This window comes from Asaia sp. Ae19-3 (assembly GCF_059801175.1).
Map to the genome: position 1 here is coordinate 911802 of NZ_JBCHWF010000001.1, position 22238 is coordinate 934039.

A 22238-nucleotide genomic window follows, 5' to 3' on the forward strand; every position below is an offset into this window, starting at 1 on the left:
ATGGCTCAACCGCGTGAGCATTCAGGCACAAGAGCAATGCCGGGCCCCGGAATTTCCGGAAGTCTGGCCGGTGTCCTGGCAAGATCCTTGATCAGAAGGTCAGCGCTGATGCGTGCGCCTTCGAAAATAACAGGCAAACCGCTACCGGGATGGGTGCCGCCACCCGCGAGGTAGACACCCTTGACGTCTTCAAAACGGTTATGCGGCCTGAGATGCAACATCTGGCCAAGGGAATGGGCTAGATTGAACACCGCGCCGCGATGGACGTCATGCTCTTCCTGCCAATCCTTGGGTGTGACGACTTTCTCGACCATGATCCGACTTTCAATGTCGCCGAAGCCAGCGTCCTCTAGCCGCTTGAAGACGATCGCTCGCGCTTTTGCAACGGCTTCCTCTGTCCAGTCGAGACCGCCTTCACGAAGATTGCCGACGGGCATGAGTACGTAGAGGGCTGTGCAGCCTTCGGGCGCCAAGGCAGGGTCTGTGACGCAGGCATTCTGAACGTAGAGTGAGGCCCGTGAGGAGATCTGTTTGCCTTCTTCGATCTCGGCGAAATTGTTCTCATAATCGCTGGAGAGGAAGATCGTATGATGGGCTTTTTCCGGCATGGTGCCGCGCAAGCCAAGATACATCATGAAGGTCGAGCAGGAGTATTTCTTGCTGGCCAGCTTGGCATTGCTCCATTTGCGCCGCGAGGCGTCGGGGAGCAAACTCTGAATGGTACGGGCGAAATCGCCGTTGACGACCACGGCATCAATAGGCTGCATGCCCTCTGCCGTCTTGATGCCCACAGCCTTGCCATCTCTGGTTTCGATCGTCTCGACGGCCTCGCCCAGTTTTATCGTGACGCCAAGGCTCTCAGCTGCGCTCTGCATTGCCGCCATAACCGCGCCGGTACCGCCAGTCGGGTGATAAATCCCGAATTCATGTTCCATATAACTCAGGATCGTGAAGAGGGAGGGGCACCTATACGGAGACATGCCCAAATATTTGCTCTGGAATGAGAAGGCAAGGCGCGTGCGGGGATCCTTGAAGTAACGCGAAAGATCCTTGTCGATAGACGACAGAGGGGAGAGCACCGGGAGTGCCTTCAGCATGTCAGGCTTGAGCAAATCACGCCATGAATTGAATGGCCGCTGAAGTGGTGCAATGAAACGCGCGAATTTACCCTTGTTGTCGTTCAGAAAGCGCCGGACATTCTTCGAATCAGCCTCGGATATCTTGGCAATTTCGGATTCTAGGCGCGACGGATCGGTCGTCAGAGCTAGACGCGGCCCATTTTCGAAGACGAGATCATAGAGATGGTTCAGGCGCGTGAGCTCGACCATGCTGTCAAAGGCAAAACCGCACCTCGCGAAGATTTCGCGGATGATTTCGGGATAAAGAAAAAAAGTGGGCCCGGTGTCGAAGCGAAAGCCGTCAAGCTCGAGACATGAGGACCGGCCACCGATCTTGGAGCTTTTCTCGTAAAGCGTAACTCTGGCCCCGGAATGCGCCAGCAGCATAGCCGAAGCAAGCCCTCCCGGACCGCCGCCGATAACCGCAATCTCTTTTGATGTGACACCTGAATGGGAAGATGATTCGGGAAGGAACGAAGGGGCCATAAGGCGATAGATCCTTCCTGCGAGGCAGGCCTGTCCGGAATATTCCGGGTTGAAAACAACAATCAGCGCTCTTGAGGTCCAGGCTGCCGTCCAAGGTCGTGATTGTAGATGCGTGAAATCAAATCAGGCTCTGTCAACGGATCGTGATCCTGTAAGTTGCCGACATCAACGTGAAAATTTTCCATGCAAGATTCTGGCGTGATGGAGCAGGTGGAAAGCCCCGGAGCGGCGCGTTGAGACCGAGACCGCCCGTGTCATTGAGAGCAATCCTTCCCGGCCTCGTGTCACGCCATAACCACTCGCTCTCGCCCCACCGAACGGAAGGCGTGGGTCAGCTGTGGGGACAATCAGATCATTGATCGTGACAGACCCGGCCGGAATCTGTTCCGCCAACGCCCTGGCTGTCTTCTCGTCACCGAAAATGCTGGCACCCAACGCGTGACGTGAGCGGGATTCGATCTGGATAGCCTCGGCCATGTCAGAAACGCCAATCAGGGCAAGCCATGGCGCAAACAGATCAACATCCGCAAGCGCAGCTTGGTCCGCATCGAGCAACAGGATCGTGGCAGCGCCCAGTTTCCTGACTGACCCGCCTGCCTGCTCGATGGTAAGGGTAAGCTTATCAAGAGCAGGATAATGCGTTTGATGGTTTGCGCCGGAGTTTTTCAAAAGTAGCGCCAATTGAGCTCCCAGTGCTTCACGATGGTTCCCATGCACAAAAACGCGTCGCGGTGCGATGCAGGTCGATCCATGCTTGAGAGTGAGGCCGAAATGGAGGGCGCGAGCGACGAGAGACAGATTGGCTGACGGGAGGACAAAAACCGGGTCAGCCCCCGATAGCTCCATGATGGTCGGCGTAAGATTCTGCGCCGCTGCGAGAGCCACCTTCCTTCCCGTCTCTTCCGAGCCGGTCAGGACAATGAGATCGAATGCTTCCTGTACGGCCTTCGGCCCTGCGTCTTCAGGCAGAATATGGATTACGCCCTGAGGCAGGCCTGACTGAGTGAGAAGGGACACGAAATGCTTCAGCAAAGCGGTTCTGCCCGGAGCAGGCTTGAGGGCAACAGTGTTGCCTGCGGCCAGAGCCTGCAGGGTCTGGATACCGGCCAGCATGAGCGGGTAATTGCCGGGCGCTATGATGAGAACCACGCCAAGCGGTCGGCGGCTTATATGGCTCTTCACCCCCCAAAGCCAGATCGGACGTCCGAGCACCGAGAGCGGCGCGTCCTTGAGGAGAGACGCCGCCTCTTTTTCGAGAAACCGTATGGCCGATATCATAGGCAGGATTTCTGCCATCATGACATCGATCGGAGCATGATCCGGTATCAGCGCCAGCATGCCCGGTATGTTGACAAGGAGCCGTCTGCGAAAACGTCTCAGAATCTGAAGCCGTCGGGAAACTGATACGCGCGCCCATGCAGCCTGATGGAGACGTAACATAGCCAGATCTGACACGAGGGCTTGGGGAGTGGTGGTCTCCTCAGGCGCTTGCATTCGCGGCGAGCCTGAAGTTTCGTGGCTGTCAGACTGCACGCGCATTTGTTTTCCCTCGCTTTGCCGTGCAAAACCTCAGAACTCAGCATTGGTTCCAGTCGGATGCGCCAAAAGAGGTACTGACGCAGGAAGCCTCTCCGGATAGCCGCTGACATGAGAGCTTGGGGGAAACAATATAGGGGAGATATCCTTGCTAAACTCTGAGTTCGCTAGGTCTCTCCTAACCCATATGCCATCTATTCGTTAAGTGCGTATGGTATTTGTTAAAATTTTCGAAATAAAAGTGATTTCTTACTATATATGTACAATATGTCATAGGCAATGGCGTTATATCTCAGCAGGATAATGATCACTTCTCTTGGAACGACCATGTTCGAGCCGAGGCGGTAGCATCAGTTTACGAGGAAGCGTCCTCGTTTTCTCGCCAAAATCGACTGATTTTCTGGAATGGGCCCCATCCCGTCACGGTGACGCAACGGGATGAGGCGGCTTGCTTACATGGCGGCTTCGAATACGCCTACGATTTCATCCAGCGTGGCTTTGCGAGGGTTGGTCAACATGCAGACGTCTTTTTGCGCGTGCGTTGCCATGATCTTGTGATCTTCCGCCTTCACGCCCAGCTTGGCGAGGCCTGAAGGGATGCCAACGGATTTCGACAAAATGGCAATAGCGTCAATGGCCGCCTCGGCTGCTTCATCGCGGCTCATCAGATCCGTCGGTATGCCCAGGAGGCCCGCAATGCGCGCGTAGCGGTCTGCTGCTGCAATGAGGTTGAACCGGCAGACATGCGGCAAAAGCACGGCATTACACACGCCATGGGGAAGATTATAAAATCCTCCCAGCTGATGCGCCATGGCGTGCACATAGCCCAAAGAAGCATTATTGAAAGCCATGCCCGCGAGATATTGTGCGTAGCACATGGCGACCCGTGCCTCCATGTTTTCACCATTGCCTACAGCCTTCGCCAGATTATCTGCAATCAACGTGATCGCCTTCTCGGCGCAGGCATCGGTGATTGGGGTGGCGGCTGTCGAAACATAGGCTTCGATCGCATGGGTAAGAGCGTCCATGCCTGTCGCGGCAGTCAGGGCGGGGGGCATGGCGACCATCAGATTGGGGTCGTCTATGGCAATCATCGGGGTGCAACGCCAATCGACGATTGCCATTTTTACATGCGTTTCCGAGTTCGTGATGATGCAGAAACGTGTCATTTCCGATGCCGTGCCGGCCGTCGTGTTGATGGCGATTAAGGGAGTCATCGGGACTTTGGAACGATCAAGCCCCTCGTAATCGCGAATATTGCCACCACCTGCGGTGACCAGTCCGATGCCCTTCGCGCAGTCATGGGCAGAGCCACCGCCAAGTGACACGATGAAATCGCAGTTTTTCTCCTGAAATAGCCGCACACCTTCATGCACGTTGACGTCGGTGGGGTTGGGCTCGGCTCCCGCGTAAATGACCGTTCCAAGACCGTCTTCCAGCAGATAGCCGGAGATAGTGTCGGCAACGCCCAGTTTTTGCATCCCGGCATCCGTCACGATCAGAGCCTTTTTTGCTCCGAGCGCCTTGGCGCGGTCGCCCGCCTGTTTCGCGCAGCCGGGGCCTATGAGCGTGATGCAGGGAATGAAGAAACTGTCGGTGTGATCGGCAAGGGCGATATGTGCCATGATAAAATCCTCCTGTCAGACAACGCTTTCGGGCAGCCCGCGCCATGCACGAAGATCACCCGCTTGCGTAGTGAACGCGCAAAACTGCCTCCATGATCAACAAAGCCCTCATCAATAAATCTCGATTAAATCGTTGGTGAATATTTTAATATAAGAGTTATGTATTATATTATTCTTTGATATATAATTATGTCTTAATTAGTACTTGGTGGGTTCTGAATAAATTCGCATCTTCCAGTATGGTGGCGTCTGGAAGGCGTCACCTGCTCCCATTCAGCATCGGCTCCCTCTGGTTTTACCAGCCGCTAGGGGTCTTGAGTGTGTATGGACAGTAAGGCCCTCGAGGGCTCGTTGAGGAAAGAAGAGGCTCGGCAAGGGAGACGCGTCATTTCCGTTCCAGCATCCAAGGCAGAGCTTCTGTCTGCACTCTGCATGAATTTCGACAAGCTAATGATAGATCTGTCGAGAGTTCCACAGCGTTCTGCCCGCGACAGGACGCTCGCTGGGCATGCTGCAGGGACGGTCATGAGCCCTGCAGATCTGGTCTCTTATCTGCTTGGATGGAATCAGCTGGTTCTCAAATGGCTTGATCGGGATGACAGGGGCCTTGGCGTCGATTTTCCGGAAGCGGGTTTCAAATGGAACCAGCTTGGGCTTCTGGCGCAGAAATTCTACGTTGATTATGCTGATCTCAGCTACCCGGAGTTGCTGGAGCGCCTCTCCATAGCGAAGCAGCACCTTGTTGCGACTATCAGCGCGAGAACCGACGCAGAGCTCTATAGCCGTCCTTGGTATGATAAATGGTCCAAGGGACGCATGATCCAGTTCAATACGGCTTCGCCCTATGCAAACGCACGAGGCCGTATCCGCAAATGGCTCAAGGATAATCAGAACGCTTCATCATGTGTGATGGGCGTGAGCCGCAATGAGAGCGATGTGGCGTGACAGCGCAGAGGGAAGGATGACCTCCCGCGCCTCCTGCACGGAAATCACGCCCCTATTTCCCGGTATCATTCAGGCATTCCGGCATTGCTTTCGAGAGCGCAAGCATGGTGAGCTTATGAATTGGTCGGCGGGGGAATGGCTGTGCGTTTGGAAACACAGGTTCAGGCCAGACGCTGGTGCGTTGCCACCATGAAGCAGCGTTGAAACGGAAGCTTTAACACCGTGGAGAGTGAAGCTGCGACTTATGGGACGACCCAGACCGATACGATATCAATCAGGCAGGCGCGATGACCTCTGATATGGCAACTCGGCGAAGAGCATTGCGCCCGCCCGTAAGTATCGGCTTCCGAGATGAGATCGATCGAGTTTACTCGCCTTCAACTTTAAGGACAGGCGTGTATCGGTGAGACGAGCGTGCGGGTCCGCCGCACACGGTGCAGGAGCGGCAACCCTTGCCAAGGGAGAGAGCGAACTCTCTCCCCCGTGCTTTCAGAGCGCGGCGAGCAGGGCTTTGGTGAGTTCAGCCGTGCCGGTCTCACCGCCGAGGTCGCGCGTGCGCACGCCCTCGACGCGGATGACGCGGTCAATGGCGTTATCGACGCGTGTCGACAGATCCTGACGCCCCACATGCGCAAGCATCATGCTGGCTGCCATCAGCATGGCAAGCGGGTTTGCGACGCCCTTGCCAGCAATATCCGGGGCAGAGCCGTGCACAGCCTCGAAAATAGCAGCGTTGGGACCAATATTGGCACCAGGTGCCATGCCCAGACCACCGACCAGACCTGCCGTCAGATCGGAAAGGATATCGCCGAACAGATTGGTGGTGACGATCACGTCATACTGCCACGGATCGGTCACGAGCTGCATGGCGCAGGCGTCGACGATGCGCTCTTCTACGGCCACCTTGCCTTCATATTCCTTCGCAACCTTGCGTCCTTCCTCAAGGAAGATACCGCTGAAGATCTTGAGAATATTGGCCTTGTGAACCAGCGTGACCTTCTTGCGGCCATTGGCGACGGCATAGTCGAAGGCAAAGCGCACGATACGGGCGCATTCGCGGCGCGAGTTGAAGCCGGCGCCGTAGGCCAGACCCTTGGGGTCGTCACCATCGGGCAGATAATGCTCCATGGCGGCATAAAGCCCTTCGATGTTCTCACGAACGACAACCAGATCAACCTTGTCGAAACGACCGCCCGGAACAACTGTGCGTGTCGGGCGTAGATTGGCGTAAAGGCCGAATTCCTGACGCATCGTCACGTTTACCGACTTGAACCCGGCGCCAACCGGTGTCGTCAGCGGCCCCTTGAGCGCAAGGCCGGTCTTGCGGATGCTGTCGAGCGTTGGCTGCGGCAGAGGGGCGCCGAATTTCTCGATCGCACCAAGCCCACCCGACTGATGGTCCCACTCGAAAGGCGCCCCGATTTTCGCCAGAATCTCAACAACCGAAGCGGTGATCTCGGGACCGATGCCGTCGCCTTCGATAAGGGTCGCGGGGATCATGTGATCAGCCATTCTGTCTTTCCTTTGTCAGTTCGTAATCGGCGCACAGGCAGCAGCGAGCCAGGTCCTGTCCGTTTCGTCCAGAAGCGGCCCGATGCGCGCGAGCGTATCCTCATGATAGGCATTCAGCCAGCGCAGCTCTTCGGGTTCCAGTAACGATGCCATGATCAGCGTCCGGTCGAAGGGCGCGAATCCCAGCACCTCGAATTCGAGAAAAGCTGTTCTCGCCTTCACCGGCGCGGGGCGAACCAGAAGCAGGTTTTCCAGCCGGATGCCATACTCGCCCGGCAGGTAATAACCGGGTTCGTCAGACAGGATCATCCCGGCTTCTAGCCCGATTGGACGTGCAACGGAGCTGATATTCTGAGGCCCTTCATGCACCGACAGATAGCTGCCGATGCCATGACCGGTGCCGTGATCGTAATCGAGTCCGGCCTGCCACAAGGCATAGCGTGCGAGCGCGTCGAGGCGATGCCCAGTCGTGCCAGCGGGGAAACGCGCGCGGGCAAGGGCGATATTGCCCTTAAGCACACGGGTAAATGCTTCACAGAGTGCGGCAGGAGGGGCTTCCGGGCCATTCCAGATGGTGCGCGTCACATCCGTCGTGCCTGCGCTGTACTGGCCGCCGCTATCGATCAGATAGACCTGATTGGCTTCCAGCACACGGTCTTCACCCGGCAGGGCGCGGTAGTGGGGCAGGGCGGCATTGGGGCCGACTGCTGAAATCGCAGGGAAGCTCTCGCCGTGGTAGTCAGGTGACGCCGCACGGAAGTCATTGAGAATCTCGGCAAGTCTCGTCTCGCGCAGCCCGGTACCCTCCCTGCTCACGAAATGCAGGAAACGGCAGAGCGCTGTGGAATCGGTCAGATGCACCTTTCTGGCGCCGCTCTGCTCGGTCTCGTTCTTGCAGGCACGTGGCAGGGCGCAGAGATCGACCCCGCGGGCCAGCTTTGCCCCGGCCTGGGAGAGAGTCTGAATGAACCAGAGCCCGGTCTGGGCCGGGTCGAAGCGCACGACCTGCCCGCTCAACGCCTTGAGGCGCTCGGGAAGGTCCTGAGGTGGCAGGATCGAGACAGCCCGGAAAGAGACCGCCGCATCCGGGCTGACGCGGCTGATATCGACAAAAACCTCGAGAGACGCATCGTGATGCAGGATGCCAAAAGCGAGGACGACCGGCGTATGGGGCACGTCGTCACCGCGTATGTTCAACAGCCAGGCGAGCGAGGTAGGATCGCAGACAAGCATCGCCTCTTGACCCGCCTTGCGCAAAGCACCGCCGATCTTGCGTCGTTTGGAGAGGCTATCCTCTCCGCTGAAGGCTTCTTCCTGAAAACGGACTTCACTCTCAGGCGGGAGCGGCTTGTCCGACCAGGCTGCGTCGATCGGGTTGGCGTCCAGAGCCACGAATTCATGTCCGTCGCCGATCAGGGCGTTGAGCTGCACCTCGCTGACCAGCCTTGGATCATAACCGATCCTGAGCCCCTTGCCATTTGCAGCGAGCCACGGGCCGGGCGGCTCATTCGTGACATGCAGACACTCCCACTGGGAGGCATCCACCTGGTCGCGTAGCTGGCTGGTATAGCGCCCGTCAGAGAAAACGGCCGCCTTGTCACGCAGCAGGATGGCCATGCCCGCAGAGCCGGTAAATCCTGTCAGCCAGGCAAGGCGCTCGGCATAGGGCGCTACATATTCGCCCATGAATTCATCGCCGCGCGGAAGAAAGAAGCCGTCAACATGGCTTGCTTCAAGCGCCTTCCTGACGAGGGCCTGACGATTGGCAAGAGGAATGAGGCTCATCGCACGATCTTTCAAACTGGGAGCGGGTTTCAGGAGCTCTCGAAGAGCCGGTACATGAAAACGAGGTCGAGCCAGCGTCCGAACTTTCGGCCCATCTGGGGCAGGGCACTGCTCTCGCTGAACCCTGCGGCACGATGAAGTGCGATAGAGGCCGTATTGCTGGCAGTGATGGCGCCAATCAGCACATGCATGCCGGAGTGCTCTGCATGGCGGACCATCTCATCCAGCAGGAGGCGCCCGACACCGCGGCGCTGGGCCTCTCGCGAAACATAGACAGAGTGTTCGACTGTCTGGGCATAGCCCTCATAGGCCCGAAAGGGCCCATAAGAGGCAAAACCGAGAATTCTGCCGTCATCCACGGCGACAACTACCGGAAAGTTCTGTGCTTGCCGGTCGGTCATCCACTGGCGACGTTCGTCCAGCGTGCGGGGCGACGTCGCCCATATTGCCTCTGAAGTGGCAATGGCATCGTTGGTGATCGCCAGAATCTCCGGCAGATCGGCCTCCGTCGCGTTGCGAAGTTCAATCACGGCGGCGCAGGACCAGTGTGGACCACTCACCTTCGTAATACTGCTTTTCAAGCACGAGACCCTGACGTCTGTGCGCGGCCAGCACCATGCGAGCCTGGGTGGTAAGAAGCCCGGCGAGAATCACCGTGCCGCCCGGGGCCAGATGGCTGGCGAGGGACCGTGCCATCTTGCAGAGAGGGCGGGCGAGGATATTGGCAAAGACCAGATCATACGGTGCCTTGGCGCGCACGGCCGGGGTCAGCCAGCCATTGCCCAGCCGTGCATCGATCAGCGGGCCAATGAAATTCAGTTTCGCATTGCTGGCAGCAACGCGAACAGACCAGGGCTCGATATCGACAGCGAGAACACGCTTGTGGAAAAGCTGGGCTGCGGCCATGGCCAGAATGCCGGAACCACAGCCCATATCGAGAATACGGGCCGGTTTGCGCCACGCCATGTCTTCCAGCGCCCGTAGACAACCCCGGGTCGAGCCATGCTCGCCTGAACCGAAGGCGATACCGGCATCAAGCGTGATCGTCAGGCGATCGCGTTTGTGGCTTGGGGCTAGATGCGTGCCGCGAATGGCAAAACGCTTGCCGACATCCTGCTGCGGGAAGGCCTCATAGGTACGCGCCAGCCAGCCTTCGGCTTCTGTGCGCTCGCGGGTCAGTTCGGCGTCGACGCCCGTCATGAGACGGGCAAGGGTCAGGGCGCGTGCAAGTTCCTCTTCGCCATGGCCGACATCCTTTACGCCTTCGACGCGCCAGATATTCTGGTCTTCATTGGCTTCGAAGATGCCGACGGTGGTGCAGACCGTCAGCATGGCCTGTTCGAAAAGCGGCACCGCCTCATCGGCAACAGTGACTGAAATGGTTTCAAGCGCCGAAGCGTGTCGTCTGGATGCGCTCACGAGACCTGTTCCACAAAATGCGCCATGATGCGTTTTTCGCCTGCCTTTTCGAAGTTGATGTGCAGCCTGTCGGATTCGACGGCCAAGACGGTGCCATAACCGAATTTCTGATGAAACACGCGGGCGCCGATGGCAATTCCGTGTGAGGCATCTGCCACGACATCGGTCACGCGTGGGGCGGGTCGCCCGTAGCTGCCCCTCGTGCTGGTCAGCGGGCCAGAGGCGAAGATGGAGCTTTGCGCCGCCAGTTGACGGCGCTCCTGCATGGCCTGACCGCTATGCTCGACCGTATCGGCCGGAATCTCGTCGATGAAGCGGCTGGGCATGGAATCCTGCCAGTTGGCATAGATACGCCGACGGGCCGCATGAAGGATAACGGCTCGCTTGCGAGCACGGGTTATCCCGACATAGGCCAGACGACGCTCTTCCTCGAGGCTCTTGAGCCCGCCCTCGTCAAGACTGCGCTGCGACGGAAAAACGCCTTCTTCCCAGCCGGGCAGGAAGACCGTGTCGAATTCCAGCCCCTTGGCGCCATGCAGGGTCATCAGGCTCACTGTGTCCGCACTTGCCTTGTCTTCTGTTTCCGTCACGAGAGCGACGTGTTCGAGAAACCCTTCGAGCGAGGCAAAATCGCCGATAGCGCGCAGCAATTCCTTGATGTTGTCGAGCCTGCCTGGTGCCTCGGGCGTCTTGTCGTCACGCCACATCTGCAGATAGCCGCTGTCTTCGAGCAATTGCTCGGTCGCCACGACATGGCCCTCGCTCTCTCGCGTTTCACGCGCGCGCTGGAACGCCTCCATGAGACCGCCAAGCGCTTCGCGCCCTTTGCCCTTGACCATGCCTGTTTCGAGTGCGTGTGCCACACCGACGCTAAGAGGCGCATTCAGCAGGCGGGCTTCGTGATGCAGTTTCTGAAGTCCGGCCGCGCCCACGCCACGCTTGGGAACATTGATGATACGCTCGAAAGCAAGGTCGTCCGCGGGTTGTGCCAGAACCCGCATATAGGCCATGGCATCGCGGATTTCGGCCCGCTCGTAAAAACGCAGGCCACCGACCACGCGATAGGGAAGGCCCAGCGTCAGGAACCGCTCCTCGAAAGGACGTGTCTGAAACCCGGCGCGCATCAGAATGGCGATCTGTGAGAGGGGGTGGCCCTCGGCGCGCAGTCGCTCGATCGCCCCCGCCGTGATACGGGCTTCCTCGTCGGAATCCCACACGCTGATGATCTGGACTTTCTCGCCCTGTGCGTCTTCGCGCCCGGGGCGCAATGTCTTGCCCAGACGGTCGGAATTATGCGCGATCAGCCCGGAGGCGGCAGCGAGAATTTGCGCCGTGGAGCGGTAATTACGCTCCAGACGCACAACCTTGGCACCGGGGAAATCCTTCTCGAAACGCAGGATGTTCTCGATTTCTGCTCCGCGCCATGAGTAGATCGACTGGTCGTCGTCGCCGACGCACGCGATGTTCGATGGGCCGTGTTCCCGCTTGGCAAGGAGGCGAAGCCACAGATACTGGATGGTATTCGTATCCTGGTACTCATCGACCAGAATATAGCGAAACAGCCGGTGATACTGCGCGAGCACATCAGGCTGGGTGCGCAGGATCTCCAGCGTATGCAGCATCAGATCCCCAAAATCGCAGGCATTCACGGCTTTCAGGCGATCCTGATAGGCAGCGTAAAGCTTGCGGGCATGGCCGCCTGCGAAATCCGTATCCTCGGCAGGGGTCACCTGCTCGGGCGTCAGACCGCGGTCTTTCCAGCGCTGGAAGACGCCCAGAAGCGCCTGAGGCGGCCAGCGCTTCGTATCGAGGCGGAAAGGCTCCATGATCTGGCGCACAAGACGGATCTGGTCATCCGTGTCGAGAATGGTGAACCCTGTCGTCAGCCCGACATATTCAGCGTGCCGACGCAGCATGCGGGCGCAGAGCGCGTGAAACGTGCCGAGCCAAAGCCCGTCGGCTGTCTCGCCCAAGAGAGCGCCGACGCGCTCGCGCATCTCGCGTGCAGCCTTGTTGGTGAAGGTTACTGCCAGAATCTGATAGGGGCGTGCGCGCCCTTCGAGAAGAATATGTGCAAAACGCGTCGTCAGAACGCGCGTCTTGCCGGTGCCGGCCCCGGCAAGAATAAGCAGCGGCCCTTCAGTGGTCTCGATGGCCTCACGCTGCTCGGGATTGAGCCGGTCGAGATACTCGGGGGAGGAGGGTGAGATGAGGGATTGCGTCACCTGATCGATATAGAATGTAATGCCGCGATGGCCAAACCCTCATTTCCTCCAGTCGAGAAGAACCTGCTCAGGGGCACGGGGCCTCAGGGGCATCGAGAGCGTATGCGGCACCGGGTTATGACCAATGGGGCCGAGACTCTGGCCGATTACGAGCTGCTGGAAATGCTGCTCTATTACAGCATCCCCAGAAAGGACACGAAGCCGCTGGCCAAGGCTTTGCTGCACCGCTTTGGAAGTCTTGCCTCCGTCTTCGATGCGTCGGGCAGGGATCTCCGGGCCATGGGGGTCAGCGAACAGGCTATCTTGCTGCTTAAATTTCCTCCCGTCGTTGCGGAAAGGCTTGCCCTTGCCGAAGAGCGTCTGAGGCCGAGGCTGGGAAACTGGGACCAGCTTTGCTCCTATCTTTCCGGCAGCATGGTCAGTGCCGTGCCTGAACAGTTCAGGCTGCTTTATCTCGATAACCGCAACCGTCTTCTGGCGGATGAGCCGGTCGATGATTTCGCCTCGACGGCTCCGATCTTCAGGCGGGGACTGGCGCTGCAGGCTGTTGCGTTGATTGGTATTCAGAAAACACTCGCGAGCTTTCATGCAACGACCTCGCCCCTGAAGCTCTTCGCTCAGCGATTGAGCCAGGAGGCAGGCGCCCTTTCCATGATCCTGCATGACGTGGTGATCGTCTCGGAGAGGCGTACCCCGCTCAGCCTTAGGCAAAGGGGGCTTCTCTGAGCGGGTTCAGGCGCGGGCGAGTGCCTTGAGCTGGGCTTCGATTGCGGATGCAAGCCCGTCTGGTGATGTAACCAGCAGGTCTGCACCGGCTTCGGTGAGTTCCTTCTCGCCACCATAGCCCCACAAGACCCCAATGCCTCGTATCCTGTTGGCATGTGCGCCCGAAATATCGAAGCGACGGTCGCCGATCATCAGGGTGTGGTCGGCGCTCAGCCCTTCCTGTGCGAGAATACGCGCAATCATTTCAGGTTTCTCACCCCCCGTATCGTCATCTGCCGCCCCATGAATACGATCGAAGTATCTGTCGAGACCGTGACCCGCCAGAATTGTCTGCGCAAGTGATGCCGGCTTGGATGTCGCTGTGAAAATTCGAATGGGAGAGCGCGCCAGGGTCTCGATCAGTTCGGCCATGGCAGGGAAGACCGGCGTCTGGAGGCGGCCCTGCGTGTCATAGAAACGACGGTAGAGGGCAATCGCCTCATCAACGCGCGTATCGCCGTAGTACCCTATGACTTCCGCCATCAGCTCGGCAAGTGGTGGCCCGACAACCCAGGTCAGGTCGATTGCCTCGTCTGGCACATGGCCAAGTGCTGAGACGACTGTATGAAGTGTTTTGATAATACCAATGCGTGAATCGATAATCGTTCCATCAAGGTCAAATAAAATAGAATGTTCACTCGTAAACCTATCGAAATCAGCCATAATATTCCCTATAGACCTTGGCGGGGGAGATGTTGAAAGAAGTAAACCAAGATAAAGTTGCAGATGGTCAGGATTTCGAATCCGGGAATGGCGGATCAGAGTCCTCGCCGATTGGATGGGCAGAAATCCCGCATCGGGCAGTGGTTGCAGGCCAAGGCCCTGTTCTGTCTGATGAAGTGCTTCTGCATCTGTTTTGTGAAGCTATCGCAATAAGGCCCGAGCGTCTGCAGCCTACTGTCGAGGCATTTTTTATCCGCTTCGGGTCGCTCGCAGCCACATTCGCCTCGGATGACAAGGCTTTGAGCGGTCTGCTGCATATAGGACCCCACATCCGTACGGCACTGCATCTTGTCCATGACGCCGCGATGCGGGTCAGTCGTGCCCGTCTTGGGCGCGATGATATTTTCACCAATCGCAAGCTCATGCTCGATTATCTGATTTCCCGCCTGGCACGTGAACCGATCGAGCAGTTTCGCATTCTGTTTCTGGACGAGAAAAATCGTCTGCTCGCCGACGAGGCGCAGACCCGGGGCACGGTAAACCATACACCGGTCTATCCGCGCGAAGTGGCAAGGAGAGCGATGGAGCTCGGCGCGAAGAGCCTCATCCTGGTTCATAATCATCCTAGCGGAGACCCCACCCCATCAGATGGTGATATCTCCATGACTCACGACACCCAGCGAGCAGCCGCTCTCATTGAGGTGCGCGTTGCCGATCACATCATCATCGGCAACGGTGCTTATGTGAGCTTCAGTGAGCTAGGCCTCCTGCGGGGCTTTCAGGGCTGAGTCAAAACGTGCCGCCACCCCGTATGGGCCGGGCAGGGCGCCCAGTGGGAAAAGGGCATTCACATGTCCCATCTTGCGTCCGGGGCGGCACTCGCTTTTGCCGTAGAGATGCAGCGCCAGCCCCGGTTGTTCGAGCACGGTATCGCAAAGCGCCATCCCTTCAGGCCCGATGAGATTTTTCATGACCGCATCGCTATGGCGAAACGGGTCGGGCAGGGGCAGATCGGCAACGGCGCGGATATGCATCTCGAACTGATCGATCAGACAGGCATCCATTGTCCAGTGCCCGGAATTATGCGGGCGCGGCGCAATCTCGTTGACGAGAAGCGTACCCTTGGCCGAGACGAACATCTCGACACCAAGAATGCCCACGAGACCGATGGCTTCTGCAATCCTGAAGGCGAGAGCCTCTGCCTCTGCTGCAAGGGCGACAGGAATGCGGGCCGGAGCCAGGCTGATATCCAGAATGCCGTCACGATGCTGGTTTTCAGTGACGCTGAAGCAGCGCACGGCGCCGCTTGCGCTGCGTGCGACCATTACGCTCAGCTCACGCTCGAAATCGACAAATCCTTCCGCGATAAGCGGATACGGAAGGGTCGAAGCGAGCGCATCAAGGGTTTCGGCATCGGTAATGCGAAACTGCCCCTTGCCGTCATAACCGAAACGGGTGGTCTTCAGCAGGAACGGATAGCCAAGTTCAGACGCGACACTACTCAGAGAGACTTCATCAGGTACCGACACCCAGGGGGCTACAGGGATGTCCTGCTCCCCCAGGAAGCTCTTCTCGAGAATGCGGTCCTGGCTGATGGCGAGAACGCGCCCGGCCGGATGGACGGGGCAAAGCGATGCAAGGAGCTCAAGACCATCAGACGAGATGTTCTCGAATTCGAAGGTGATGACATCAACGCTTTCGGCAAACTGCCTCAGGACAGCTTCATCGTCATAGGCGCCGATGGTGACATGGCGCGCGGTATCATGAGCTGGCGGGTCGATTTCCGCGCTGAGGATATGCACCTGATAGCCAAGACGGGATGCCGCCACTGCAGACATGCGTCCAAGTTGGCCGCCCCCGATAATGCCGATCGTTGCCCCTGTGGGCAGCGCAGTCTGGCTCATGATTCGGGGGTATCGGCCACAGAAGCCGTCTGCATGGCACGCCATGTGTCGAGACGCGCCTGGATGCCCTCATCGTTGAGGGAGAGGATCGACGCAGCCAGCAGTGCGGCGTTGATTGCACCGGCCTTGCCGATGGCAAGCGTGCCTACGGGTACACCACCCGGCATCTGAACGATGGAAAGAAGCGAGTCCATGCCCTTGAGCGCATGCGACTCAACAGGCACGCCCAGAACCGGCAGGGTCGTCCAGGCCGAGACCATGCCCGGCAGATGCGCAGCGCCGCCAGCACCTGCGATGATGACCTGCAGGCCGCGACCGCGGGCAGAGCGCGCGTAATCAGCCAGACGGTCAGGTGTGCGGTGGGCGGAAACGATACGGGTTTCAAAGCTGATATCGAGTTCAGCCAGCTTCTCGGCCGCGAAATTCATCGTCGTCCAGTCAGACTGGCTGCCCATGATAATACCCACCGAAGGGGTCAGGGCCGCATCCGTCGATTGACGGTAGAGATCGAGTTCTTCGCTCATTCAGGCAATATCATCCGGTATCAGGCGGTTCTCGATGAAGTTGATCTCGTCCTTGAGGACGAGTTTACGCTTCTTGAGCCGCTGTAATTGCAGCTGATTAAGAGGATGCTGCACCAACCTGTCTATGACCGTATCGAGGTCGCGGTGCTCGCTACGGAGCTCATGCAAACGGCGAAGCATGACTTCTTGATCAACGAGCATCGTTCTCTTTCCGCTTGAATGACAGGTGCCAACCCGAAAATCCTACAACAGGGTTGGCGGCTGGTGCCATCTCTTCTTAGTTCTGACCGTCTTCGAAGTCTGACAATTCCGCGACGACAGGCACGGTATGACCCTCACGGGCAAGACGCTCATTGGCGGCCTGAACGGCAGCGTTCAGATCGGTCTGGCTGCAAAGGCCGAGAATGACCGGATCACGCGGCTTGATGTTGGCGCTGTTCCAATGCTGGCGATCACGCACCTTGGCGATAGTGTCCTTGGTGGTGCCAAGCAGCTTGATGATCTGCAGTTCCGAAAGCTGTGGGAACTGGCGCAACACGAAGGCAATCGCGTCGGGACGGTCATTGCGTCGTGCGATCGGGGTGTAGCGTGCGCCCTTGGCGCGACGCGCTACCGGATTGGCCTTGGCCGAGAGCTTCAGGCGGGCGTCAGGATTGCTTTCGCAGCGCGTGATCTGTTCCTGCGTCAGCTGGTTGTTCTTGACCGGGTCATAGCCATTGATGCCGGCAGCAACTTCACCATCCGCGATAGCCTGCACTTCAAGCGGGTGCATGCCGCAGAACTCGGCGATCTGGGTAAAGGTGAGGGCGGTCTTGTCGATCAACCACACTGCGGTGGCTTTCGGCATAAGCGGCAAGGTCATCTCGGTCTATCCTGCGTGAGGAGCATCGCTCCAGCAGGCACCGATCGAAATGTGACGCCCCGGCGGGCCGGGGTGATCTGCACGGCACCTGCTGGATGCATTGCAAAGTCTGCGCTGATATGGTCTGCGAAATGCGGAAGGGTCAAGCCCTTCCGCATCAAAATGGAGAAAAAACCGGCATTTCGCGGGGTGGTCACACCTGGGCCGATCGCCGTTTCGTCACGAGCCGGAGAGGCTCAGGCGGCATGGCCGACCGGTGTGTTCTGCTGTATGGTGCCGGGCGTTGTCCCCAAGGTGGCAGTGCCAAGCGTGATGGGGATGCGACGGGGCTTCAATGCTTCCGGCGTAACCTGGCGCACGGTTATGGTCAGAAGGCCATTGAGAAGCTCGGCCCCCGCAATCTCGATATGGTCAGCCAGGGCAAACCTGCGTTCGAAAGCACGGGTGGCAATGCCGCGGTGAAGGATTTCTCCGGTGCGGCCATGGCGTGGCACACTGCCTTTGATGATCAACTGATTGTCAGCCAGATAGACTTCGACATCGTCCGGTCCAAAACCCGCAAGGGCCATGGTGACGCTGTAGACGTCGTCGGCAGCTTTCTCGATGTTGTAGGGGGGATAGCTCGCATTCGCCGGGGCGTTGGATACGGCATCGTCGACAAGGCGGGCGAGACGGTCAAACCCGATTGCGGAGCGAAAGAGCGGAGCGAAATCGTAGGACATGATGTGAACCTCCTTCAAGGCAGATCCGACAGCTTGTCTCCAAAATGGCAGACAATGCTGCATGAGGGTAATGTCGCGACCCCTTGAGGGCATCGTGACCACCTGCATGTAGGATCGTTTCCGGGCAGGACAAGATCCTGCCCGGGAAGGAGCGCCTGGATTACTTCTTGGCGGCGCGGGCGCCGATGCCGGCGAAGCGCTTGTTGAACTTGGCAACCTGGCCCCCGGTGTCGAGCATGCGCTGCACGCCAGTCCAGGCCGGATGGGATTTCGGGTCAACGTCAAGACGCAGCGTATCACCAGCCTTGCCATAGCAGGAGTTCGTCTTGAACTCGGTGCCATCGGTCATGATGATCGTGATTTCGTGGTAGTCGGGGTGGATGCCGGGCTTCATATGGGTTGTCCTTGCTGGAAAGCTCCGATGCCGACCGGAGCGGATGGCGGGGCTATAACGGAAAGAAACGGTCAGGGGAACGACAAAAACGCAGAAACTTTTGCCTCGCCTGCGTTTTTTCTACCCCGTAAACCTCTTTTATCCCACATTCCGAGCCGAAGCCGCCCGCCGGGCATGAAAACTCCGCGCGGGGCGCTCGTGTTTTAACTCGTTACAAGCAAGAAAAGGATTATTCATGGCTGATCTGAGATCAAGGCTGCACACACCCGGCTGGGTTGCGGAATTCCAGAAATTCATCATGCGCGGCAACGTCATCGATATGGCGGTGGGTATCATCATCGGTGCTGCCTTCACCTCGATCGTGACCAGTCTCGTCAAGGACATCCTGACCCCGGGCATCGGCTTGCTCACGGGAGGAATCGATTTCTCGAACATCTTCGTGACACTCAAGGGGCCGGTGCTCCCCACTCTCGCCGAGGCACAGAAGGCGGGCGCGGTCACGATCAATATCGGCGTGTTCCTCAACGTTGTGATCCAGTTCCTGATCGTGGCTTTTGCTGTGTTCTGGCTCATCAAGCTGGTCTCGCGTTTCCAGCGCAAGCAGGAAGCTGCTCCATCGGCACCGCCTGCGCCGACAAAGAGCGAGGTTCTGCTGACCGAAATTCGTGACCTGATCGCGAAAGACACCAATTGAGCCTTCTGCACGCGCGCCGTCTTGGCGCGCGCTGCAACTGGGCGCATGATCATACGATGCGCCGCTTTCTTACGACGACCCTGCTTTGTGGCTTCACCCTTCTTTCCGCCTGCGCGGGTAAGGGTGAAGACGCCGTCTTGCAAAATCGCTCTCCCAGCGTTCTGCTCACCAGCTATGCTATCGCCAATGGCATGGCCGAGCATGGGATGATCACGCGCATTCTACAGCACAAGGCCACAAAGGCGGATATCGCCCGCCTTATCGCTGTTGATCATAATACGTGGCAGCTCATCAGACAGGCGGCCTATTCGCCGACAGACCAGAATTTCCGTCTCGCTGACGCTGGTATCGTGCAGATACTTGATTATGCGACTTCGGTGCCTCAGCCACCTGACGGGGTGACGCCGGGAGCATCGTCTCCTGCTACTCCGTAAGCCGCATGGCGTAACAAAAAAAGGGGCCGAAAGGCCCCTTTTTCCTGTCTGATTGGTGACGGGCTTATGACGCCTTGCTGCGGCGCAGGCGCTTCTCACCCATGAGAAGCAGGAGCGGCGCGGCAATAAAGATCGACGACGACGTGCCTACGACAATGCCGAACAGCATCACTGTCGCAAAACCGGAAAGGCTGTGACCGCCAAAGATCGCGAGCGGCAGGGCTGCAAGAAAGACCGTCATCGAGGTGCCCAGCGTGCGGTTCAGCGTCTCGTTGATCGACAGATCGAGCAGTTCCCGCAGCGGCATCGTGCGGTATTTGCGCAGATTCTCGCGCACTCGGTCATAGACGACCACCTTGTCGTTGGTGGAATAGCCAAGGATGGTCAGAATGGCGGCCACCATCACCAGATCGAACTGAAAGCGGGTGATCGCCAGAAAGCCGACTGTCTTGGTCAGGTCCAGCACGAGGGTGATCACCGCGCTGACGGCGAACTCCCATTCGAAACGCACCCAGATATAGATGAGGATCATGGCAAGGCTCAGACCGAGCGCCAGCAGGCCGTTACGGAACAGCTCGCTCGAAACCGAGGCGCCGACAGCATCTGCACGCAGCACCTGTGTGCCGGGCTGCGCTTCAATTACTGCGTGGCGCACTTCATCGACAAGCGCCTGCGTCGCCGCTTCCTGATTGGGGCCGGGCGGGGGTGTGTCGAGCTGGATCAGCACATCATTATCGGCACCAAATCTCTGAAGACCAGCAGCGCTGATGTTGTGCGCCGTCAGTGCGTGACGCAGCTTGTCGAAATCGGTCGGGCCCTGTGTCTGGGCTTCCACCACGATGCCGCCGTGGAAATCCAGGCCCAGTTTGAGGCCGGGCACGAAAAACAGCACGACGGAGAGTGCCGAGAGAATGGCCGAGGTTGCGAGACCGGCGTAGCGGCCGCGCATGAAGGGAATATGCTTGTCTTCGCGGACGAAGCGGAAAAGGGGACGTGAGAGCATCGCTTCAGACCGGAAGTTCTGTGGGACGGGCGAGGGCGTACCAGCGCACCATCAGCAGGCGCGACAGCAGCATCGTGGTGAAGAGCGTGGTAACGATACCGATCGTGATCGTGAGCGCGAAGCCACGCACGGGGCCGGTGCCGAATACGAACAGCATCACATGGGCCAAGAAGGCCGTGGCGTTACTATCTATGATCGTCGAGGACGCACGCTCGAAACCAGCCTGCATGGCGGCAAGCGGCGTGCGACCGCGCTTTACCTCTTCGCGAATACGCTCATTGATCAGGATATTAGCATCAACGGCCATGCCAAGTGTCAGCAGCATACCCGCCATGCCCGGCAGGGTCAGCGTCGCTTCGAAAAGCGAGAGAATGGCCGTCATCAGAACGAGGTTCGCGAGAAGCGCGACATTCGCATAGAGGCCGAACCGCCCATAGAAGAGCGCCATGAACAGGATGACGAGGACGAAACCTATGCCAAGGCTGATCGCTCCGGCACGGATCGAATCAGCACCGAGAGACGGCCCGATAGAGCGCTGCTCGATGACCGCAAGCGGTGCAGGCAGCGCGCCGGCGCGCAGCATCACAGCAAGGTCAGTGGCCGTCTGGGCGCTGAAATTGCCGGTGATCTGACCATTGCCTTGGGTGATCGGTGTGCGGATCACAGGAGCTTCGATCACCTTGTTGTCGAGTACGATAGCAAAGCGGCGTCCGACATTCTGGGTCGTCGTGCGGGCAAAGGCACTCGCGCCAGCACGGTTGAACGAGAAGCTGACCGCCCATTCTCCCGTCTGCTGGTCGATCGTCGCCCCGGCATTGGTCAGCGCAGCGCCGTCGACCTCTACATGATCCATGACGGGCAGAAGCGCGTTGTCGGCGCTGAGATCTGGCAGCATTGTCGCTCCCGGCGGGGCGATGCTGCCACCAGCGCTATTGGCAAGCAGGCGGAACGTCATCTTGGCGGTCGTGCCCAGCAGGCGCTTGACGTGCTCCGGGTCGCTGATCCCCGGCAGCTCAACGACAATACGATCATCGCCCTGGCGGGTGATCTCGGGGTCAACGGCGCCGGTGGCATCGATACGACGGCGCACGATTTCGATGGACTGGCTGACAGCCTCGCGCGCGCGCTGCTTGAGCGCCGCCTCATTGAGCGTCAGAACGAGACGGTCATGGTCGAGGGCTGCGGTGACCTCATTACCGGTGGTCGTCAGGCTGCCAAGAGCGGCGAGGCTGGCTTGCGCCTCGCTCGCATCACGCGGCAGGAAGCTGAGCGTGCGGGCCGCATCATCCTTGCGGAAGTCGCGATAGCCGAGGTTCTTCTCAATGAGCGTCTGCTTGGCCTGATCTTCGAGACCCTGAAGGCGGTCATCGACAAGACTCTTCTGATCGAGTCGAAGCAGGAGATAGGAGCCGCCTCTCAGGTCGAGACCCAGATGGATCTGATGCCAGGGCAGTTTGGGCGAGGGCGCGCGCATGAAATTGGGCAGGCAGAGCAGAAGCCCGAGGAAACAGACCCCGAGAACTCCCAGCATTGTAGGCCGACTATAGTACATCATCGAACTGAGCGGCGTCCTTCTTTGTAACGACCGGAGATCAAAAGCTACCGCAGGGCGGTCAGGCTGC

Annotated in this window: 22 protein-coding genes; 5 read left to right on the forward strand and 17 right to left on the reverse strand. The window is 58.6% G+C overall.

The genetic code is table 11. From position 1 onward, the window contains the following. Positions 1-5 precede the first annotated feature (5 nt). The 3 genes from AAID99_RS03940 to mdh form a co-directional block, all read right to left on the reverse strand. Positions 6-1604, reverse strand: a complete 1599-nt coding sequence (locus AAID99_RS03940) for a phytoene desaturase family protein (protein WP_188427344.1) — start codon at positions 1602-1604, stop codon at positions 6-8. A gap of 165 nt (positions 1605-1769) precedes the next feature. Further along, a complete protein-coding gene (locus AAID99_RS03945) occupies positions 1770-3098 on the reverse strand; it encodes an aldehyde dehydrogenase family protein (RefSeq protein WP_498493202.1) in 1329 nt (442 codons plus the stop codon). A gap of 494 nt (positions 3099-3592) precedes the next feature. Continuing rightward, positions 3593-4765 (reverse strand): iron-dependent methanol dehydrogenase, encoded by a 1173-nt coding sequence (gene mdh / locus AAID99_RS03950; protein ID WP_188427346.1) that lies wholly within the window; start codon positions 4763-4765, stop codon positions 3593-3595. Between the two features lie 324 nt (positions 4766-5089). Here mdh and AAID99_RS03955 point away from each other — a divergent pair, with 324 nt between their 5' ends. Beyond that, entirely contained in the window at positions 5090-5710 is a 621-nt protein-coding gene (locus AAID99_RS03955; protein WP_498493203.1) for a ClbS/DfsB family four-helix bundle protein, read from the forward strand. Between the two features lie 489 nt (positions 5711-6199). On the opposite strand, the gene AAID99_RS03960 is transcribed toward AAID99_RS03955, so the two are convergent. The 5 genes from AAID99_RS03960 to AAID99_RS03980 are packed head-to-tail and all read right to left on the reverse strand — an operon-like array spanning position 6200 to position 12651. Then, positions 6200-7222, reverse strand: a complete 1023-nt coding sequence (locus tag AAID99_RS03960; RefSeq protein ID WP_188427347.1) for an isocitrate/isopropylmalate dehydrogenase family protein — start codon at positions 7220-7222, stop codon at positions 6200-6202. 15 nt (positions 7223-7237) lie between these two features. Next, entirely contained in the window at positions 7238-9007 is a 1770-nt protein-coding gene (locus AAID99_RS03965) for a M24 family metallopeptidase (RefSeq protein WP_498493204.1), read from the reverse strand. Between the two features lie 29 nt (positions 9008-9036). After that, positions 9037-9537 (reverse strand): GNAT family N-acetyltransferase, encoded by a 501-nt coding sequence (locus AAID99_RS03970; protein WP_306414294.1) that lies wholly within the window; start codon positions 9535-9537, stop codon positions 9037-9039. Next, positions 9530-10426, reverse strand: coding sequence for a 50S ribosomal protein L11 methyltransferase (locus AAID99_RS03975; protein WP_498493205.1), 897 nt, complete (start codon positions 10424-10426; stop codon positions 9530-9532). Before AAID99_RS03975 ends, AAID99_RS03970 begins: the two co-directional genes overlap by 8 nt. After that, positions 10423-12651 (reverse strand): ATP-dependent helicase, encoded by a 2229-nt coding sequence (locus AAID99_RS03980; protein ID WP_188427349.1) that lies wholly within the window; start codon positions 12649-12651, stop codon positions 10423-10425. Before AAID99_RS03980 ends, AAID99_RS03975 begins: the two co-directional genes overlap by 4 nt. A gap of 27 nt (positions 12652-12678) precedes the next feature. On the opposite strand from AAID99_RS03980, the gene AAID99_RS03985 reads away from it, so the two are divergent. Then, positions 12679-13377 carry a JAB domain-containing protein gene (locus tag AAID99_RS03985; RefSeq protein ID WP_188427350.1) on the forward strand — a complete coding sequence of 233 codons (699 nt, stop codon included), beginning with the start codon at positions 12679-12681 and terminating at the stop codon, positions 13375-13377. Between the two features lie 6 nt (positions 13378-13383). Here AAID99_RS03985 and AAID99_RS03990 read toward each other — a convergent pair whose 3' ends face one another. Beyond that, positions 13384-14079, reverse strand: coding sequence for an HAD-IA family hydrolase (locus AAID99_RS03990; RefSeq protein ID WP_498493206.1), 696 nt, complete (start codon positions 14077-14079; stop codon positions 13384-13386). 17 nt (positions 14080-14096) lie between these two features. Between AAID99_RS03990 and AAID99_RS03995 the strand changes: the two genes are divergently transcribed. Next, entirely contained in the window at positions 14097-14867 is a 771-nt protein-coding gene (locus AAID99_RS03995) for a JAB domain-containing protein (protein WP_229719901.1), read from the forward strand. Here the strand turns inward: AAID99_RS03995 and AAID99_RS04000 are convergent. The 6 genes from AAID99_RS04000 to rpmE all read right to left on the reverse strand — a co-directional run bounded on the left by AAID99_RS04000 (position 14838) and on the right by rpmE (position 18485). After that, the gene (locus AAID99_RS04000; RefSeq protein WP_498493207.1) at positions 14838-15983 is read right to left on the reverse strand and encodes a 5-(carboxyamino)imidazole ribonucleotide synthase; all 1146 of its coding nucleotides are present in this window, start codon (positions 15981-15983) and stop codon (positions 14838-14840) included. The two genes, AAID99_RS03995 and AAID99_RS04000, sit on opposite strands and share 30 nt — an antisense overlap. Continuing rightward, positions 15980-16507, reverse strand: coding sequence for a 5-(carboxyamino)imidazole ribonucleotide mutase (gene purE / locus AAID99_RS04005; protein WP_188427353.1), 528 nt, complete (start codon positions 16505-16507; stop codon positions 15980-15982). The genes AAID99_RS04000 and purE overlap by 4 nt, the downstream gene beginning before the upstream one ends. Next, complete coding sequence (locus AAID99_RS04010) at positions 16508-16708, reverse strand: YdcH family protein (RefSeq protein WP_188427354.1); 201 nt, start codon at positions 16706-16708, stop codon at positions 16508-16510. A 76-nt stretch (positions 16709-16784) separates the two neighbouring features. Beyond that, positions 16785-17369, reverse strand: coding sequence for a DUF1013 domain-containing protein (locus AAID99_RS04015; protein ID WP_188427355.1), 585 nt, complete (start codon positions 17367-17369; stop codon positions 16785-16787). Positions 17370-17605: 236 nt separating this feature from the next. Then, entirely contained in the window at positions 17606-18091 is a 486-nt protein-coding gene (locus AAID99_RS04020; protein ID WP_188427356.1) for an Hsp20 family protein, read from the reverse strand. 160 nt (positions 18092-18251) lie between these two features. Further along, the gene (gene rpmE / locus AAID99_RS04025) at positions 18252-18485 is read right to left on the reverse strand and encodes a 50S ribosomal protein L31 (RefSeq protein ID WP_188427357.1); all 234 of its coding nucleotides are present in this window, start codon (positions 18483-18485) and stop codon (positions 18252-18254) included. Between the two features lie 235 nt (positions 18486-18720). Between rpmE and mscL the strand changes: the two genes are divergently transcribed. Together mscL and AAID99_RS04035 are read left to right on the forward strand one after the other, a co-directional pair. Then, positions 18721-19179 (forward strand): large-conductance mechanosensitive channel protein MscL, encoded by a 459-nt coding sequence (gene mscL / locus AAID99_RS04030; RefSeq protein ID WP_188427358.1) that lies wholly within the window; start codon positions 18721-18723, stop codon positions 19177-19179. After that, positions 19176-19613: a hypothetical protein gene (locus AAID99_RS04035; RefSeq protein ID WP_188427359.1), complete on the forward strand. Its 438-nt coding sequence runs from the start codon at positions 19176-19178 to the stop codon at positions 19611-19613. Before mscL ends, AAID99_RS04035 begins: the two co-directional genes overlap by 4 nt. 64 nt (positions 19614-19677) lie before the next feature. On the opposite strand, the gene secF is transcribed toward AAID99_RS04035, so the two are convergent. Both secF and secD read right to left on the reverse strand, forming a co-directional pair. Beyond that, positions 19678-20616, reverse strand: a complete 939-nt coding sequence (gene secF / locus AAID99_RS04040; protein WP_188427360.1) for a protein translocase subunit SecF — start codon at positions 20614-20616, stop codon at positions 19678-19680. A gap of 4 nt (positions 20617-20620) precedes the next feature. Beyond that, on the reverse strand, positions 20621-22168 hold the full coding sequence (gene secD / locus AAID99_RS04045; protein ID WP_188427402.1) for a protein translocase subunit SecD: 1548 nt from the start codon (positions 22166-22168) through the stop codon (positions 20621-20623). Positions 22169-22238 lie beyond the last annotated feature (70 nt).

Coding starts and splice junctions, on each gene's coding strand:
- AAID99_RS03940 (WP_188427344.1), bottom strand. CDS start 1,604: ATGGCCCCTTCGTTCCTTCCCGAATCATCTTCCCATTCAGGTGTCACA.
- AAID99_RS03945 (WP_498493202.1), bottom strand. CDS start 3,098: ATGCAAGCGCCTGAGGAGACCACCACTCCCCAAGCCCTCGTGTCAGAT.
- mdh (WP_188427346.1), bottom strand. CDS start 4,765: ATGGCACATATCGCCCTTGCCGATCACACCGACAGTTTCTTCATTCCC.
- AAID99_RS03955 (WP_498493203.1), top strand. CDS start 5,090: ATGGACAGTAAGGCCCTCGAGGGCTCGTTGAGGAAAGAAGAGGCTCGG.
- AAID99_RS03960 (WP_188427347.1), bottom strand. CDS start 7,222: ATGGCTGATCACATGATCCCCGCGACCCTTATCGAAGGCGACGGCATC.
- AAID99_RS03965 (WP_498493204.1), bottom strand. CDS start 9,007: ATGAGCCTCATTCCTCTTGCCAATCGTCAGGCCCTCGTCAGGAAGGCG.
- AAID99_RS03985 (WP_188427350.1), top strand. CDS start 12,679: ATGGCCAAACCCTCATTTCCTCCAGTCGAGAAGAACCTGCTCAGGGGC.
- AAID99_RS03990 (WP_498493206.1), bottom strand. CDS start 14,079: ATGGCTGATTTCGATAGGTTTACGAGTGAACATTCTATTTTATTTGAC.
- AAID99_RS04000 (WP_498493207.1), bottom strand. CDS start 15,983: ATGAGCCAGACTGCGCTGCCCACAGGGGCAACGATCGGCATTATCGGG.
- purE (WP_188427353.1), bottom strand. CDS start 16,507: ATGAGCGAAGAACTCGATCTCTACCGTCAATCGACGGATGCGGCCCTG.
- AAID99_RS04010 (WP_188427354.1), bottom strand. CDS start 16,708: ATGCTCGTTGATCAAGAAGTCATGCTTCGCCGTTTGCATGAGCTCCGT.
- AAID99_RS04015 (WP_188427355.1), bottom strand. CDS start 17,369: ATGACCTTGCCGCTTATGCCGAAAGCCACCGCAGTGTGGTTGATCGAC.
- AAID99_RS04020 (WP_188427356.1), bottom strand. CDS start 18,091: ATGTCCTACGATTTCGCTCCGCTCTTTCGCTCCGCAATCGGGTTTGAC.
- rpmE (WP_188427357.1), bottom strand. CDS start 18,485: ATGAAGCCCGGCATCCACCCCGACTACCACGAAATCACGATCATCATG.
- mscL (WP_188427358.1), top strand. CDS start 18,721: ATGGCTGATCTGAGATCAAGGCTGCACACACCCGGCTGGGTTGCGGAA.
- secF (WP_188427360.1), bottom strand. CDS start 20,616: ATGCTCTCACGTCCCCTTTTCCGCTTCGTCCGCGAAGACAAGCATATT.
- secD (WP_188427402.1), bottom strand. CDS start 22,168: ATGTACTATAGTCGGCCTACAATGCTGGGAGTTCTCGGGGTCTGTTTC.